General features: G+C 41.6%; 11 protein-coding genes. 3 read left to right on the top strand and 8 right to left on the bottom strand.

The window, feature by feature from the left end:
- Window positions 1-93: 93 nt before the first annotated feature.
- The 7 genes from acnA to AMD27_RS02450 all read right to left on the bottom strand — a co-directional run bounded on the left by acnA (window position 94) and on the right by AMD27_RS02450 (window position 12,117).
- On the bottom strand, window positions 94-2,850 hold the full coding sequence (gene acnA, locus AMD27_RS02480) for an aconitate hydratase AcnA (RefSeq protein WP_067655887.1): 2,757 nt from the start codon (window positions 2,848-2,850) through the stop codon (window positions 94-96).
- A 175-nt stretch (window positions 2,851-3,025) separates the two neighbouring features.
- Window positions 3,026-3,853 carry a TatD family hydrolase gene (locus tag AMD27_RS02475; RefSeq protein WP_067655884.1) on the bottom strand — a complete coding sequence of 276 codons (828 nt, stop codon included), beginning with the start codon at window positions 3,851-3,853 and terminating at the stop codon, window positions 3,026-3,028.
- Between the two features lie 5 nt (window positions 3,854-3,858).
- Window positions 3,859-4,860 carry an RsiV family protein gene (locus tag AMD27_RS02470; RefSeq protein WP_067655881.1) on the bottom strand — a complete coding sequence of 334 codons (1,002 nt, stop codon included), beginning with the start codon at window positions 4,858-4,860 and terminating at the stop codon, window positions 3,859-3,861.
- Between the two features lie 130 nt (window positions 4,861-4,990).
- Entirely contained in the window at window positions 4,991-5,809 is an 819-nt protein-coding gene (locus tag AMD27_RS02465) for a hypothetical protein (RefSeq protein ID WP_067655879.1), read from the bottom strand.
- Between the two features lie 130 nt (window positions 5,810-5,939).
- Complete coding sequence (locus tag AMD27_RS02460) at window positions 5,940-7,532, bottom strand: peptide chain release factor 3 (RefSeq protein WP_067655876.1); 1,593 nt, start codon at window positions 7,530-7,532, stop codon at window positions 5,940-5,942.
- Window positions 7,533-7,663: 131 nt separating this feature from the next.
- Entirely contained in the window at window positions 7,664-9,721 is a 2,058-nt protein-coding gene (locus AMD27_RS02455) for an EAL domain-containing protein (RefSeq protein ID WP_067655873.1), read from the bottom strand.
- Between the two features lie 212 nt (window positions 9,722-9,933).
- Window positions 9,934-12,117: a carboxy terminal-processing peptidase gene (locus AMD27_RS02450; RefSeq protein WP_067655870.1), complete on the bottom strand. Its 2,184-nt coding sequence runs from the start codon at window positions 12,115-12,117 to the stop codon at window positions 9,934-9,936.
- Between the two features lie 196 nt (window positions 12,118-12,313).
- Between AMD27_RS02450 and nagZ the strand changes: the two genes are divergently transcribed.
- Window positions 12,314-13,333, top strand: coding sequence for a beta-N-acetylhexosaminidase (nagZ, locus tag AMD27_RS02445; RefSeq protein WP_067655867.1), 1,020 nt, complete (start codon window positions 12,314-12,316; stop codon window positions 13,331-13,333).
- A 123-nt stretch (window positions 13,334-13,456) separates the two neighbouring features.
- A complete protein-coding gene (locus AMD27_RS02440) occupies window positions 13,457-14,353 on the top strand; it encodes a class I SAM-dependent methyltransferase (protein WP_067655864.1) in 897 nt (298 codons plus the stop codon).
- 47 nt (window positions 14,354-14,400) lie between these two features.
- On the opposite strand, the gene AMD27_RS02435 is transcribed toward AMD27_RS02440, so the two are convergent.
- On the bottom strand, window positions 14,401-15,741 hold the full coding sequence (locus AMD27_RS02435; protein ID WP_067655861.1) for an alpha/beta fold hydrolase: 1,341 nt from the start codon (window positions 15,739-15,741) through the stop codon (window positions 14,401-14,403).
- 287 nt (window positions 15,742-16,028) lie between these two features.
- On the opposite strand from AMD27_RS02435, the gene AMD27_RS02430 reads away from it, so the two are divergent.
- Complete coding sequence (locus AMD27_RS02430; RefSeq protein WP_067655858.1) at window positions 16,029-17,294, top strand: glutamate-5-semialdehyde dehydrogenase; 1,266 nt, start codon at window positions 16,029-16,031, stop codon at window positions 17,292-17,294.
- Window positions 17,295-17,428: the final 134 nt, after the last annotated feature.

Raw genomic sequence — 17,428 nt, 5'->3', positions numbered from 1 at the left:
ATGTTTTAGATTTTATTCAATTGATTCTATCTGATCATGCTATCTGAAAAAAAGCCCCACAGAGTATGCAGGGCTTGGAGAACTGAGAATTTTTTAAGATGCGATGAGATTTCGCAATACAAAGTGCAAAATACCACCTGCTCTAAAGTATTCGACTTCGTTCAAAGTATCAATACGGCATAACACTTTGAAACGATCTATTACACCATCTGCTCGTTTCACCTCCACATCTAGTGTCTGATGCGGTCGAATATCATCCGATAAGCCATGAATAGATAAAATTTCATGACCATCGAGCTTCAAGGTTTCACGTGTTTGAGCATCTACAAATTGCAACGGCAATACCCCCATCCCCACCAAATTGGAACGATGAATCCGCTCAAAGCTTTCCGCAATGACTGCTTTAATGCCCAAAAGATTGGTTCCTTTCGCCGCCCAATCTCGTGACGAACCCGTTCCATATTCCTTACCTGCAATGATTATCAAAGGCGTATGTTCATATTGATAACGCATCGAAGCATCATAAATCGACATCTTTTCACCGCTTGGAATATGGAGGGTTTCCCCACCTTCTTCACCATTGAGCATTTCATTTTTAATGCGGATATTGGCGAATGTTCCTCGCATCATCACCTCATGATTGCCACGACGTGAACCATAAGAATTAAAATCGACCGGTTGCACACCCTGTTCTTGAAGATAACGTCCTGCTGGGCTATTGGCTTTAATATTCCCTGCTGGTGAAATATGGTCTGTTGTCACCGAATCGCCTAAAATCGCTAAAATACGTGCATCTTCGATATCACGAATCGGCTTTTCAGGTTGATCGATATTCTCAAAAAATGGTGGATGACGAATATAAGTTGAATCAGGCGCCCATTCATAAGTTTGGCTTTGCGGAATCTGAATAGACTGCCATTTTTCATCACCATCAAAGACTGCGGCATATTCATGTTCAAACATTTCTGTTTTAACATTCTGCAACGCATTTTTGATTTCATCAGGTGTTGGCCAAATGTCACTTAAATACACAGGATGACCATTCGGATCTGTTCCCAGTGGTTCAGAACTAATATCGACCCGAATTGACCCAACCAAACCAAAGGCAATGACCAAAGGCGGTGAAGCCAACCAATTGGTTTTGACCAATGGATGAACACGTCCTTCAAAATTACGATTGCCCGATAAAACTGAAGCAACATTTAAATCATAACATTGAATCGCATCTTCGACAGGCTGTGGCAAAGGCCCTGAATTCCCGATACACGTCGTACAGCCATAACCCACCAAGTTATAGCCCAACTGATCTAAATACGGCGTTAGTCCCGCTGCATTTAAATAATCCGTGACCACTTTTGAACCCGGTGCTAATGAACTTTTCACCCAAGGTTTACGTTGTAAGCCTTTTTCCACTGCTTTTTTAGCCAGTAGACCTGCGGTGAGCATCACCGTTGGATTAGAGGTATTGGTACATGAAGTAATCGCTGAAATCACCACATCACCATGCACCAATGGATAACGCTTTCCATCAATCACACAATGTGGCTCATTGTTTTGAATCGCGGCTTGTTTTGCATCGACTGCAGAACCTGCACCCCCCTCATTAATCAATCGCTCTTGATCTGATTTTGCAGGTTTTAAATTTAGATCCATCAACGCTTGAAAGGTTTTGGCTACATCAGGCAATGCGACTCGATCTTGTGGACGTTTTGGTCCTGCCACACTGGCTCTGACTGTACCCATATCTAAACTTAAGGTATCTGTAAAAACAGGTTCATCACCTGCATAACGCCATAAACCTTGTTCTTTACAATAGGCTTCAACCAATTCGATACGTTCTGGATCACGTCCAGTCAATCTTAAATATCCTAAAGTGATTTCATCGATGGGGAAAAAGCCACAGGTTGCGCCATATTCAGGTGCCATATTGGCTATGGTTGCCCGATCTGCTAGTGGTAGCGATGCCAAACCATCTCCATAAAATTCCACGAATTTACCCACCACGCCTTTTTGTCTGAGCATTTGCGTGATATTTAAAACCAAGTCAGTTGCCGTAATGCCTTGTTGTAATTGTCCAGTCAGTTTAAAACCAATCACTTCTGGAATGAGCATCGAAATGGGTTGCCCTAGCATCGCTGCTTCTGCTTCAATCCCACCGACACCCCAACCGAGAACACCTAAGCCATTGATCATGGTGGTATGGGAATCAGTTCCAACTAAGGTATCTGGAAAGGCAAAGGTCTCACCCCCACTTTCTCCCAGCCAAACGCCTTGCGCCAAATATTCTAAATTGACCTGATGACAAATCCCTGTACCGGGTGGTACAACCCGAAAGTTATCAAAGGCGGATTGCCCCCAACGTAGAAATTGATAGCGCTCTCCATTACGTTGCATTTCAATTTCAACATTTTCTGCAAAGGCGTGATTTGTCGCAAAATGATCGACCATCACTGAATGGTCAATGACCAAATCGACTGGTGATAAAGGATTAATTCGTTCAGGATCACCGCCTGCTTTTTCAACGGCTGCTCGCATTGCTGCTAAATCAACAACGGCTGGCACACCTGTAAAATCCTGCATCAACACGCGAGCGGGTCGATATTGAATTTCCTGATCTGAAGTTCGGGTCTTTTGCCAATCCACCAACGCCTGAATATGATCGGTCTTGACGGTCAGGTCATCCTCAAAACGCAGTAAATTTTCTAATAACACTTTCAGTGATTTTGGAAGTTTAGAAAGATCACCGAGTTGATTTTGGGCTTCTTTTAAGCTGTAAATCTGATAGTGATGGATGGATGTTTTGAGGGTCTTTAACGTATTAAAGCCATTCAACTGACTGTACTTTGCCATAGGTAAATCCTCCGGCTGGGTATAATTTATTATTAAGCGAATGAATGAGTACTACTTTAATGTATGCTTATTTAATGATTTGAATGTTATGGATTGGTTAAATTTTGACAGGCCATTTTTATAATTTTTAAATTGTAATTTTTAGATTATTATTCAATTTTAAATGTCATTCAGATCAAGCATTTTTAAGATGTAATGCTGATAATGAGTTTTGCCAAAGCTGATCTGCTAATTTTATTTTATCGATATTCAAACTCTCAGCCAGACCATCAAGCACATAAGGCAGATTTACAGGCGTATTTCGAGTTCGATGCTCCGTTGAACTTTGACAGCAAAGCGGTGTCATATCTGGACAATCCGTTTCTAAAACCAAATGCTCAAGACCGATAGCCTGCACCACTTGGTGCAGTCTTTTGGCATTCGGGTTGGTAATCTGTCCCGTAATACCAATTTTAAAGCCCAATTTTACAAAGGCTTTCGCTTCTTCCACACCCCCACTAAAGGCATGTGCGATGCCCCCTTGTTTAAACTGATGCTGTTTGAGTAAAGCCAAAACCTCAGCATGAGATTTTCGAATATGCAATAAAATAGGTAAATTAAATTGCTGCGCCAATTCAATTTGCGCTGAAAAAAAATCTTTTTGCTTTTGAAAAATCGCATACTCTTTGTGGGCTTTTATGAAAGTATCGAGTCCAATTTCACCGATTGCCACACACTCTTCGGTCTTCAAAATCTCCTCTAAATCAAGCAGATCTAAGGACTGATGCTGCTCAATATAAAAAGGATGCAGTCCCGGTGCCAAATAGCTTTTGGGTGCAACGCTTAATCCATTAATAAAATGATGTGTTGCAAGCAAAGTCTTAAAGCGCTGTTGCAAAAAGCCAATCAGCACCAACGCTTCGACACCGACCTGCTTGGCATGATAGGCCAATTGTTCACGATCATGATCAAAGTCAGACACATCAAAATGCGTATGAGTATCAAATAATGCGGGAACTGGCATGCTACTTAGACTTTTGGCTGAACTGAGGTTTCAGATGCTGATGCAGCATCCTTCACTGTTTCAGGTAAATATTCAGGTTTCAGAATTGAAGCCAACTGATCATAAGGAATGGTTAAACGCGGTAAGCCCACGATATAAGGACCAATTTCATATTCAGCATATTGTAAAATAAGACCTTGTTTACCTAGGTAAAAATTTTGAGTTAAATTAAATTTCCAAGCTTGCTCATATTCTTCGACACTTTCTGCAAGCTTAGATTCAAGTACCCATGCTTTAAAGGCCTGATGCGCAAGCGTATTAAGCTGTGCTTTTTGCTTGGGCAATAAAATATGGTCAAGCTCAACCTGTTTTTGAGACTTCAAATCAAAGTTAAAATAGGTCTGAGATGAAGCACCATGTGCGCCGCCCAAATAACTACTGGTGTTGAGTACCACTGTTGCAAGCGCACCTTCAGAATTTAAAATTTTAGGGCTAATACTCAGACTAATTTGATGCCCTGCACCTAAATTTTTTAGCTCAGTATCTAAAGCCAAAAAGCGATTTACATAAGGCTGTACTTGATCACTCAACAACTGCGCTGCTGTTTTCACTTCAGCCACATCGCTAGCAGATGCTTCTGTATCGACTTTGGCTGTGTTTGCTGTGGTATCACTTTGGTTTTGCTTTTGCGCTTGATTTGACGTTTGGTTTGGCGTTTGATCGGTATTTTCAAGTAGCGATTTTAAATGCTTCAAAATGGCTTGATCAATCAGTCCATCTAAAACAAATTGATTGGTTTGTAAGCGGTCAATGGATATTTCAGGACAGCTATTACCCTCACATTCAGCCAAAACAACAGGCACCTTTTCAGTCTTGCCTTCTAAACGAAGAATGGCAGGTTGAACCTCAGATGTACTCGTTTGATCGACTACAGGCTCTTCTTTCTTTTCAACTTTTGGCTGACATGCACTCAGTGTCAGTGCAGAAGCAAGTAAGGTTAAAGCCCAGATATTTTGTTTTTTTGACATTACACAAACCTTTCACAGCATGTTGCAGTTATTGGTGAATTGAGCCTAACGCTTTGAGTTTCAATGCTCAACTTTCATTTGTATCGGTTTCGCAGGCATTTCAAGATGTCTGCAATCACTCAATTTTGCTTTAAAACATTTTTTGGAATATTTCGGGTTTGAGCATCATTTGGGTCTGTGCTTTGGTTAAATACAGATCCAGTTGTTTGCCATCTTTGACAATTTCACTGGCACGGTAATGAATCCCAATGCCTTCCCCATCAAAGAACCAATCATTTTGCCCCCAATACAGCTTTTTCGGTGCAGTCTTTTTCACTTCAGCGGTTTGTTCTTTTAACCACGCTGTATATTGGGTCTGTACAATCTCATTCATTGCATTTTGTTGACTGGGTTGCAAGATATCCAATATGCCCAGTTTTTTCTGCGCTTGACGATCTGCCACAAAGAAGTAACCACGATCTTTCACCGTTACTTCCGCTTGTTTTGAATTCACAATGACTTGTAATAATACAAACTGGTTACGCTGTGCGGCAATACGCGTACTCAAATGTAGCTCGTAGGCTTTGTTTTTAATAAATTCCTGTTGCCACTGATCTGACTGTTTAACATAAGCATCAACGGCTTGTTGCAAAGTCATGGCTTGTTTGAGACCAATTTGATCTTGAATGACTTGCGACTGATTTTCCCCAATCCATTGATTCATCCATGCGTCTTGCGTTTGAATGGTCTGAATATCCATCTCGATACAGTTTTTCTTTTCACAAAAGGGTACGGCGTATTTGGCTTTACCTTCCTGTATGTTTAAAAATGGCAATACATCCGGGTTTTCTACCTTTATCACCTTTTCTACTTTTTCAGGCTCTTTGTTTTTTTCTGTTTTTGTGTCACACGCCATCAGGCTCAATGCACATGTTCCCACAATGAGCATTTTCAGGGTATAGCGCTGCATGACCAAAGTTCCTCTTACCAATACATTGAATGTTCTGAGTAAATATTAACACTTATCTTGGACTGAGATGGATACAAAAACAGCCTCATCAAGAAGCTGTTTTTGTTATGCCTATAGGTTAAGGCTTAAATTAATGTTCACGCGTCGCACGGAAGTTAATGTCTGGGTAGCGCTCTTGCATGAGCTGTAAATTAACACGGCTCGGTGCAAGATAAGTCAAATGCCCACCGCCATCTAAAGACAGCTGATCATGTGCCTTTTTCTTAAATTCATTGAACTTTTTCTCATCATCACAAGAAACCCAACGAACCGTATTGATACTGATAGGCTCATAAACACAATCTACTTTGTATTCTTCTTTTAAACGGTATGCCACCACTTCAAACTGTAGCACACCCACAGCGCCCACAATCAGGTCGTTGCTATTTTGTGGCATAAAGACCTGTGTTGCGCCTTCTTCAGAAAGTTCTTTCAGACCTTTTTGGAGCTGTTTTGATTTCAATGGATCTTTTAAGCGAACGCGACGGAACATTTCAGGTGCAAAGTGCGGAATACCGGTAAATTGAAGTTTTTCACCTGAAGTAAAGGTATCGCCAATCTGAATGGTCCCGTGGTTATGCAAACCAATGATATCGCCCGGCCATGCTTCTTCTAAATGCTGACGGTCGCCTGCCAAAAACGTTAAAGCATCACTGATACGTACATCTTTATCTAGACGTACATGCTTCATTTTCAAGCCTTTTTCATAGCGACCTGAACAAATGCGCATGAACGCAATACGGTCACGGTGTTTCGGATCCATATTGGCTTGAATCTTAAAGACAAAACCTGTGAAACCTTCTTCAGCCGCTTCCACGATACGCGCTGCGGTTGGATGTGCTTTAGGGGCCGGCGCATAAGTGCTAAATGCATTTAGCACATGGTCTACACCAAAGTTACCAAGTGCTGTACCAAACAACACAGGTGTTTGACGACCTGCCAAGAATGCTTCACGGTCAAGTGGCTCATTCGCCATTTGTACCAATTCAAGCGATTCTTCAAATGCTTTCCAAGCCAAGTCACCGACTTTTTCACGCAAATCTGGATAGTCATAACCATCACGAACTTCAATGTCTGTAATGGTTGACCCAAAACCGGCTTTGTACACGTAAAATTTTTCTTCTATTAAATTGTACACACCAGCGAAATCACGCCCTGTCCCTAAAGGCCACGTTAAGGGTACACAGCTGATTTTAAGAACGTTTTCAATTTCATTCAAAAGCTCTAAAGGCTCACGAATTTCACGGTCCATTTTGTTGACAAAAGAAATGATTGGGGTGTCACGCATACGACACACTTCCATCAATTTAATGGTGCGGTCCTCGACCCCTTTTGCACCATCAATCACCATGAGCGCTGAGTCGACTGCGGTCAAAGTACGATACGTATCTTCGGAAAAGTCTTCATGCCCAGGGGTGTCGAGCAGGTTAATCATGTGATTTTTATAGGGGAACTGCATCACAGAGGTGGTAATCGAAATCCCACGCTCTTTTTCCATTTCCATCCAATCCGAGGTGGCAGCACGGTCTGACTTACGGCTTTTGACCATCCCAGCAATCTGAATCGCTTGACCCCACAACAGCAATTTTTCTGTCATGGTGGTTTTACCCGCATCGGGGTGGGAAATAATTGCGAACGTACGTCGCTGTGCGACCTGCGCCGCCAATTCTTCTTTAAAGCTCATTCAAAAATACCTACTGCAGACACGCAGCGCAAATGATCAGATTCGATCAAGACATAAAATTTGCGATATTGTAGCAGATCAATGACCAATGTGAATGTCATCCTCACAAAGCCATAAAATTGAATGTCGATTTAAAAGGTCGATTCGAGACGATCAACAGGCAGTGGCATCGCCAACAAATAGCCTTGGAATTGCTGACAACCTAAACGTTTTAAGATGTTTGCTTGTTGCTGGGTTTCCACTCCCTCAGCAGTGACAATTAGACCTAATCGATTGGCCAGTTGAATAATACTTTCTAAAATAATTTCTTCTTTTGAACCGTCAGACAAATTACGGATAAATTCGCGGTCTATTTTCAACTCATCTACAGGTAAATCTTTTAAATATAAGAAACTCGAATGTCCTGTACCAAAATCATCAATAGCGAGGTTTATACCCAAATTACGTAGTTTTTCAAAAGTGCGAATACTGACATCAATATGATGCATGGCCGTAGATTCTGTAATTTCAATAATCAAATGACCAGGATCAATTTGGTACTTTTCAATCAGACGGCGTAATGTCTCAATTAAAGGCTTATGCTCAAACTGCACCGCGGATAAATTCACAGCAATGGGGCAAAAAGGTCTTTGATCCGCTGTCCATGTTTGAATTTGCATACAGGCTTGTTCAAGTGCCCAGTAGCCCATTTTAATAATTAAACCGGTTTGTTCCGCACCTTCAATAAACATATTCGGCGCAAGCAAACCCAAACTTGGATGTTTCCAGCGAATTAAAGCTTCTACCCCACAGATTTTAAAATCTGAAGTAAATTTTGGCTGATAAAACAGCACAAACTGTTGCTCTTCTACTGCTTTATACAGATCATTAATCAGTTTGGACTGACTGCGTGCCACTTCTTGTTGATCTAAAGAATAATTAAATACGCTGTAAGTATTACGCCCCTGCTGTTTTGACATCAACATAGCTGCATCAGCATTGATCAGTAGATCATGCAAATTATTGCCATGATCTGGGTAATACACCACACCCAAACTGGCCGAAATATTGATTTCTTTACTCGATACCGTAAAACTTTCCTGAATTCTTTGTAAAACAGCATCTGCCACTTTGTCGATACGATCTGCAGAAAACTCCTCTATGACCAATAAAAACTCATCTCCACCAATGCGAATCAGTTTTTGATTGGATTCAAGCAGTGCATGTAAACGATGCGCCAGTTTAACCAAAAGCTCATCCCCAATATGATGTCCAAACGCATCATTGACTGCTTTGAAGCGATCTATATCGATATAAATAAAGGCAATTTTGCTACGCGAATATTTTTGTAATGCGAATAACGAATTTGTATATTCGATTAAAAATAAACGATTTGGAAGTTTGGTTAAATTATCTTGTAGCGCTAGACCTTTCAACTCCTTGTTCATGCTTAATAATTCTTGATTTCTTTGTTCCAATCGAAGCTCTAACACGGCCACAGCAAAGGTTGCTATCAGTACCAGACAGGTCAAAAAAATCACTACAAACAGCATTAAGCCTTGTTCGCCTGGAATATTGTTGAGTGATTTAAGTGTTTCAGGAACAAAGTGAAATGAAGCCGCTGCCATACCGGTATAGTGCATACCGACAATACTAAGAGCAATCATGGTCGCTGTAGAGAGCTTATAGAGAAACTTATTGGTCAGCGTCTGTTTGTATTTAAACATCAGCCAAAAAGCCAAACCTGAACCACAAATGGCAATCAAGACTGAAAAAATGACCAAAAGCAAATTGTAGTGAAGTACATAGTTCGGTACGATTAACCCCATCATGCCGATATAGTGCATGCCTGAGATCCCCATTCCCATCAGGAAAGAACCAAGCACCAAGCGTGCAAGGGGTAGAGTATCTCTTGTGATGAGCCAAACGGCAAAGGTTGATGCCATCATGGCAATAATATAAGAAAAGAAGGTCAATCCAGATGAGAAGCTATAACCTTCTGGCAAATGACAGGCCAGCATGCCCACAAAATGCATCAGCCAAATGGCAAAGCCAAAAATCATCCCGCTCATAACAAAAAGTGCCTTCTGACCGAAGGCACTTTTATTAGAATAAATCAGTTGTTCATATGAAATAGCAATATAACAGGTAATCACTGCCGCTAGAGCAGAACCCGCCACAATTGCATAATCATAACTCATATGAATCATATAAAGACTATTCCATTCCTAAACCTAGTTATTCTTTTATTTAAGCCCCAAAATACAGCATAAAAATGTAAGAAGGTTCAACTTTTTAATGAGTATTTGTCGCCTACAACGATATCACCATCTCATTGAAGGTCAAGTTATTTTTGAGCAAACTAAGTCAAAATGGCATAGATAAATATGCCATTTTTAACTTTATTTGATAAGTGACTTAATTATTTTTGCAAAGCGTTTAGGTCCAGTAAAACATTTGCCGCTTCAATCACAAAAGTTTCTTCTTCAGGTAAGGCAGGACGTTTGTTTGCTTTCATTTTGGCTCTAGACTCAGCCAAAGCATCGAGTGAGGCTTGGTAACTTTCCCAGTTTGAATAAGGCTTTTTCCCTGTTTCCAAGCGGCGCTTATTTTCTGCTTGCAAGGTTTTTTGCTCCAAAGCCGATAATTCCGCCTTCCGCTGCGTCAAATCAAGTACGACTTTCTTCTGATCTTTCACAGATTCTGTAATACTTTTACGCATTTCTAAATACTGGAACTGTGAATCTGCTGCGACACGTTGCTTAGATTTCGCGCTCAGCTGCGGCACATAAGATTGAATTTCACCTTCACGCTTAAATGGCGCGGTTGGAATGGTATCCCAAACCAAGGCATTTTTGGCTTTACGCTCGCCAAACTCTTCATCATAGATATCCACCAGTTTCACATCTGGAATTACCCCTTTATTTTGGGTACTTCCGCCCGTAATACGGTAAAATTTACGCTGAGTTAAGGTCGCTTGACCATAGGCCAAACTGTCCAGTTGAACCTGCGCTGTTCCTTTACCTGTCGTGGTGCTACCAATCACGATACCACGACCATAATCTTGAATGGCAGCTGAATAAATCTCACTTGCAGATGCTGAGGCCAAGTTAATCATGACCGCCAGTGGTCCTGTATAGGTTTGAGCACCACCATCGCTATCTTCAAAAACGCTAACATTGCCGTTACCATCTCGGATTTGGACCACTGGGCCAGACTTCACCACTTGACCAATCATTTTAGCCACTTCTTCAAGTGAGCCACCTGGGTTATTACGTAAATCAATAATAATCCCGGCAACATTTTTGGCAGCCAATGACTTTAAAGCATTATTGGTGTCTTCTGAAACAGAGCGATAACTATCCCCTGCACGGCGGGCACGATAATTCAAATAAAATGATGGAATTTCAATCACACCCAGTACTTGTTTTTTACCATCATGGGTAATTTCCACAGTACGGGTACGTACGCCAGCATCGTCTTCTTGAATCACATCACGAACAATCGTCACTGTACGTGCTTGACTCATGGACGCACCCGTACCGAGCAATTTAACGCTGACTTTCGTGCCACGTTTACCGCGAATCAAACCGACAATTTCAGAACTCGGCCAGCCAATGACATCCACCATTTTGTCGCCATCTTGAGCAACCCCAATGATACGATCTCCCGACTTCACCTGACCTGTTTTGCTGGCAGGTCCACCATCTACAATGGTTTCAATTTTGGTGTAGTCTTCATTGCTACGTTCAGGTCGAATTGATACCCCAATGCCTTCAAGCTGCAATGTGGTTTGACGGTTCAGCTCCATTGCATCCACAGGTGGGAAATAATTACTGTGGGGATCGTAGGTTGCCAACATCGCATTTAATGTTTTGTCCAAAACATCGTCACTTTTAATTCGTGACATACGTTCTAACTGACGGGTATATCGCTTGGTTAGCGTTTGTACTGGTGTCAAATCTTCCGCAGCGGTTAAATCTTGTCCATCTGCCAATGTTGGATCATCTTTTAACGCTTTTTGCTTGGCTAAATCTTCTTCTTTAGAAATGGTCAGGTTGATTAATTGCGACACCAACATCTTTTTCCACTGTGCTTCTTGTTCAGCTTTGGTTTTAAAGAACGGCGCTTTTTCACGATCCGTTTCTATAAAGACATTGGGCTGATTCAAGTCTTGTGGTTTTTTCAGCTCTGCCAACATAAAGGTGTAAAACGCTTTAAGTCGGGTACGATATTGCTCATGAATGCTGTATGGCCCTTCCAAGCTGCCGGCTTTTAAAGCTGCACCAAAAGTGGGTCCATATTTTTTCTTATAATTATTGACTTCATCTGCCAAAAATAGACTGTGATCTGGATCTAAACTGTCCAAATACATATCTAAAATACGATTTGAGGTCGCGGCATCTAAACGCATGTTTAAATAATGTTGACGGTCGACCAAAGTTGCCAGTTGGCGAGAAACCAATGCCTGTTCTTGCGTCGGTACAATCTGTTGTGCAACGACCGCAGCAGGTTCAGTTGCTGCAATTGCGGCATTCATGGCATGACTAAAAAATAAACCACCTGTTGCGAGTGCGACTGCGCAAGCTATTGTTTGAAGTTTCATAAATACTTTGTCGTTCCTTGGATTAACCAAATTCTATCGTGTTTAATGAAGTGAATTCTTTAGATTCAAAATCTTAAACAACTTTATATGTATATGCCGTGTAGTTTTATCATAATCTGTACGGAGAAAATGTAGCAAATCATTACTAAATTCGGTTATTGTTTTCTCTTTAAAAAATACAACCACGGATTCCACTATGATTGGCGCATTGATGCTTGATATTGCGGACACAAAACTTAATCAAGAAGATATTCAACTATTGCAAACTCCGCAAGTCGGTGGCGTCATTTTATTTACGCGAAATATCGAATCGCCACAACAAGTGCGTGCATTGACCGATCATATGCGTCAAATCCGTCCTGATCTTTTAATTGCGGTTGACCAAGAAGGTGGACGCGTTCAACGTCTAAAACAAGGTTTTACTCTACTTCCTGCTATGGGAGAGTTTGGCAAACTTTATTTAACTGAACCAGAACGCGCCGTGACATTGGCTGAACAATGTGGCTGGCTCATGGCTACTGAAGTTTTGGCAGTCGGCATCGATTTTAGCTTTGCGCCAGTACTCGATCTCAATGCGATAAGTGACGTCATTGGAGATCGTGCTTTTGCACAAAATATGCAAGACATCGTGCCGCTTGCAGGTGCGTTCATGCAAGGTATGAAACGCGCAGGCATGGCCAATACTGGTAAACATTTCCCAGGACATGGTTCAGTCAAGGCCGACTCGCATATTGCAGCGGCAGTAGACTTACGCAGTTATGACGAAATTCATCAAAATGACATGCAAAGCTTCATTCAATTACAAGATCAGCTTGATGCGCTCATGCCTGCCCATGTGATTTATGAAAATATTGATCCACATCCTGCGGGCTTTTCTGAGTTTTGGATTCAAAAGGTGCTTCGCGAAGAACTTAAGTTTGATGGTGTACTCTTTTCTGATGATTTAACCATGCAGGCTGCTTGTGTTGCAGGCGGTGCAGATGCGCGTATTCTTGCAGCACTAAAAGCCGGCTGTGATATGGGATTGGTGTGTAATCAGCGTGATGCGGCTTGCTTGGCCTTAGACGCGATCAGCGATTTACCGCTACCGAATCAAGAGCGCCTTGAACGTATGCGCGGTCAAATTCCGAATATTCAGATTGGGGAACAGCTCGATTTAGGTGAAGAATGGCAATCTGTCAAAACCGTCATTGAATGTTTCAAACAATCACTTTAATAATAAAAGGAACACGATCTGTGTTCCTTTTTTCTACACTGTAGCTCAAGCTTGAAAATTTAGTCTGAAAATCGCAAAAACAACAACCATTGGCATTTTTATAATAATCAAAGCAGGATTGTGATGTCTAAATCAAAATTATCTAAGCACCGACATATTTCTTTTACAGCACATTATACGGGCTATATTTGGTATCAAATGGGGATCTCGCATTCTGCATTTGCCACGCCTCAAGGCAAAGCTTTAGCACTGTTAGCCCATCCAGTCGAAAAACTCGCGGAAAAATATATCGGTGGCAGTATGCGCACCACGCTTAAAACGCGCCATACTTTACTCGATGAGCATTTAACCCAGCTGATTGAACAACATCCAAATTTACAGGTACTCGAAATTGCAGCGGGGCTTTCTCCGCGCGGTTGGTGGTTTAGAACCCATTATCCCAGCATTGATTATCGTGAACTAGATTTGCCTGCCATGGCAGAAACCAAGCAGGCTTCATTGACAATGATTAATCTAAATAGCCCTGAAGTACTGTCTGCTGACTTGTTCACTCAAGATTTTAAAAATGCTTTTGCTGTGTTTGATCCAAAGCGTCCTTTGGTCATCATCAGTGAAGGACTGATTAATTATTTTGACAAAGCACTGTTAATGCAGCTGTTAAAGTCGATTGTGCTGTATGGACAAGATTTTAAAGCACTGCATTATCTGACCGACCTTTATCCTGAGCCGGTTCAAAACAAATTGGCCAAGGTGATTTGGTCGAGCAGTAAATTATTAAAATTGTTGTCTCGTAGTGCTTTTAGCTTTCACTTTGTTACACCAAATGAGGTAAAGCAGTTCTTTACTGCTGCTGGTTTTGATCAAGTGGATGTGGTGCAGCCGAAGGTCTATTTTGCAGAACCAAACTCTCAGCGACTAAACCTTCACACCGATCATCCTGATCACCAGCAGCACCAAAATGAACATTTAGGCGATCTGGTCTGGATGATTCATGCCCAACTGAATGAGCCAAAAGCTTAGAAAGCCTCATCTCGAATAAAAAACCTCATTAATCAAGAAGTGGTGACTTAAACCACTTCTTGATTACTCAGCTCAACAATATTTGCGGATTGGTTTTGAATAAACTTAAGTAAGCGATCTGCGACCTCAAAACAACCATGTTTGAACAGTGCTCTTAATCGATGCTCTGAGGTTTCAAAAATCAAGCACTCCACCTGAAAATCACCGTCTTTATCTTGAAGATGCAAAGACAAATCACGCACATTGTGTTCAATCCAAGTCATCTGTTCTGCTTGATGAATCTCAACCAGTACACCAAAATAATTGATATCGACAACGCTTACATTGGCAATTTCGGCTTGATGACGATGCGATAAAAACGTTTCTGGCTGATCGACTTTGATTCGCTTCTCACCGCGACGCTCCATCGTCTGCATTTGTTCACGACTGAGGGTAATGATGCCTTCCACTTCGGCAATATCTTGCTCTTTTAAGAAAGTGGTAAACAAATTCATGGTTTCTTTACGGCGCTGCAGCTGAGGCACATGATCTGCATTGGCAATCATGGCAAATTCCACATCTGGACATTGCAAAGCAAAATTGGCATTTTCATGTGGCAAGGTAAAGCTATCAAACTGTCCACATGCCACTAAGGTTTTGCACTGCGGTATCGGGACGTTATCCAGACGCAATAAGCGCTGACAGTTGATTTCATAGCGCTCTTGCTCAGTCGAGCTAAACTGCGCCATTTGTTTAAAGAAGAGACGCTTAGCTGTGGGTGACATGCGGGTTTTATCGAGCTGTGCATGATTGACCAAATACAAAATGACCGCCTGACCAAACTCGTCCATACGTTGTTCTTGCATGAGCATGAGTGATTCTTCTAACAACATTCGCCAGCTCTTACGGGTCTTTTGCATGACCCCCATCAGGATCATACGATCCATCAGCTCTGGACGCTGTGCGGCAAAACAGGAGGCCACCACAGAACCCAGCGACATGCCCATTACAGAGACTTTCGATATTTCTACAGTATCTAACCATTCGCCTAACATTTTAGAGAGTTCTTCAATCTCCAGCGTTCCCGCAGATGCCCCAGTGTCTTGGTTATAAATTTGTTGGTTTGAACCCAAAGAAGGCAAATCAATTAAAATAACGGGCCCTTTCTCAAACAGCTGTTCAACGCAATACTTATAAGAATTAAAATTCTGAAACGCCCCACCCACAATCACAATCGGGGTATTGTGCATGGTCTTTGGATCAGCAATTGCCATATATTCAATTTTCCAACCCTGCATCCATGTGATACGAGCAGGCTGTTTAAAACTGTTTTTATGATAAATATCGAAAAAATCTAAGCCCGCACTGTTCGTGTACATTTCCGAGTCCATTTGAATCATGGAATTCATATCCTTATCTCCATTTTGGCTTTATAGTTTTTTTGTGCAAGCCACTTATTTTGATGACGCTCTCAAATAATTCTAATTGTGCAACGCAATCAACATTCAGATCTATTCTATACAAATCATGCTTTTCTACGCAATCGCTGTGCTGACCATTTATCTTGTTTTCACAGTCAAGCGCATATAAAAATATGACTCGTTTTATCGGCTTCGCTTTTTTATAGAATAAGCATAGATTGTTCTAACACTGACTGCTACTATTTAAGCGAGATGTTTAAGTAATCAAGATCGCTATGCAAGAGTCCATCGAACAGTATATGCAAGTGCTAGGTCAACATGCCCGTGAAGCGTCACGTTTCTTGGCAGGTGCCTCTACATTTGAAAAAAATCACGCTTTATCTGCGATTTATACCGCATTGCAAAATAATGAAGCACATATTTTAGCTGCCAATCAAATCGACATGAGCAAAGGTCGTGACCATCAATTGGACAGTGCATTACTGGATCGTTTGGAACTCACCCCCATACGTTTTAAGGGCATGCTTGAGGGCTTAAAAGATGTCATTGGCCTGATTGACCCGATTGGTGAAATCACAGATTTGGCATATCGCCCATCGGGTATTCAACTGGGTAAAATGCGCGTACCTTTAGGGGTTGTCGGCATGATCTATGAGTCACGTCCAAACGTAACCTTAGAAGCGGCATCTTTAGCAATCAAATCAGGTAACGCCATTATTTTGCGCGGTGGCTCTGAAGCATTAGAGTCCAATCAAGCGATTGCTACAGCGATTCAGTATGGTTTGCAGGCTGCAGGCGTACCTGAACATGCAGTTCAAGTGGTCAATACTTCGGATCGCGCTGCGGTCGGTCAACTGATTACCATGTCTGAATATGTCGATGTGATTATTCCGCGTGGTGGAAAAAGCTTGATTGAGCGCATCACCAATGAAGCCACCATTCCTGTGATTAAGCATTTAGATGGCAACTGTCATGTTTTTGTGGAAGCGCAAGCAGATTTACAAAAGGCACTGCCGATTGCATTGAATGCAAAAACACATCGTTACGGCGTGTGTAATGCCATGGAATCTTTATTGGTCGACGAAAAAGTGGCTGATGAATTTTTACCGCTGATTGCTGAACTGTACGCAGAAAAACAAGTTGAACTGCGTGGTTGCTTACAGGTTCAGAAAATTTTAGGTGATGCGGTCAAGCCTGCCAGTGAAGAAGATTGGTATGAAGAATACTTAGGTCCAATTCTTGCGGTAAAAGTGGTATCAGGTTTGGAGGAAGCGATTTTACATATTAATAAATATGGTTCGCACCATACCGACTCAATCATCACTGAAAACTTTAGTACGGCGCGTAAGTTTTTAACTCGAGTTGACTCAAGCTCTGTGATGGTGAATGCTTCAACGCGTTTTGCCGATGGCTTTGAATATGGCTTAGGTGCTGAAATTGGAATTTCAACCGACAAAATTCATGCACGTGGACCTGTTGGACTTGAAGGTCTTACTTCACAGAAATGGATTGTACTGGGCGATGGTCAAATTCGTCAGTAAGCTAAGTTTTTAAGCGGAATAAAGCGCTCAAGCGGATGCATTCAAATCTAATTTTTTAAATATTTTTCACCTGTTCAGTTTCAACACTGAAGCTGAACAGAGCACCTACAGTTCCCTACCTTTAAATATTAGAC

The sequence above is a fragment of the Acinetobacter sp. TGL-Y2 genome (assembly GCF_001612555.1).
Classification (GTDB): Bacteria; Pseudomonadota; Gammaproteobacteria; order Pseudomonadales; family Moraxellaceae; genus Acinetobacter.
This window is presented reverse-complemented; position numbering and strand designations above follow the sequence as displayed.

Excerpts from the sequence above, each read along its gene's own strand:
- acnA (WP_067655887.1), bottom strand. The coding sequence starts at position 2,850 with ATGGCAAAGTACAGTCAGTTGAATGGCTTTAATACGTTAAAGACCCTC.
- AMD27_RS02475 (WP_067655884.1), bottom strand. The coding sequence starts at position 3,853 with ATGCCAGTTCCCGCATTATTTGATACTCATACGCATTTTGATGTGTCT.
- AMD27_RS02470 (WP_067655881.1), bottom strand. The coding sequence starts at position 4,860 with ATGTCAAAAAAACAAAATATCTGGGCTTTAACCTTACTTGCTTCTGCA.
- AMD27_RS02465 (WP_067655879.1), bottom strand. The coding sequence starts at position 5,809 with ATGCAGCGCTATACCCTGAAAATGCTCATTGTGGGAACATGTGCATTG.
- AMD27_RS02460 (WP_067655876.1), bottom strand. The coding sequence starts at position 7,532 with ATGAGCTTTAAAGAAGAATTGGCGGCGCAGGTCGCACAGCGACGTACG.
- AMD27_RS02455 (WP_067655873.1), bottom strand. The coding sequence starts at position 9,721 with ATGATTCATATGAGTTATGATTATGCAATTGTGGCGGGTTCTGCTCTA.
- AMD27_RS02450 (WP_067655870.1), bottom strand. The coding sequence starts at position 12,117 with ATGAAACTTCAAACAATAGCTTGCGCAGTCGCACTCGCAACAGGTGGT.
- nagZ (WP_067655867.1), top strand. The coding sequence starts at position 12,314 with ATGATTGGCGCATTGATGCTTGATATTGCGGACACAAAACTTAATCAA.
- AMD27_RS02440 (WP_067655864.1), top strand. The coding sequence starts at position 13,457 with ATGTCTAAATCAAAATTATCTAAGCACCGACATATTTCTTTTACAGCA.
- AMD27_RS02435 (WP_067655861.1), bottom strand. The coding sequence starts at position 15,741 with ATGAATTCCATGATTCAAATGGACTCGGAAATGTACACGAACAGTGCG.
- AMD27_RS02430 (WP_067655858.1), top strand. The coding sequence starts at position 16,029 with ATGCAAGAGTCCATCGAACAGTATATGCAAGTGCTAGGTCAACATGCC.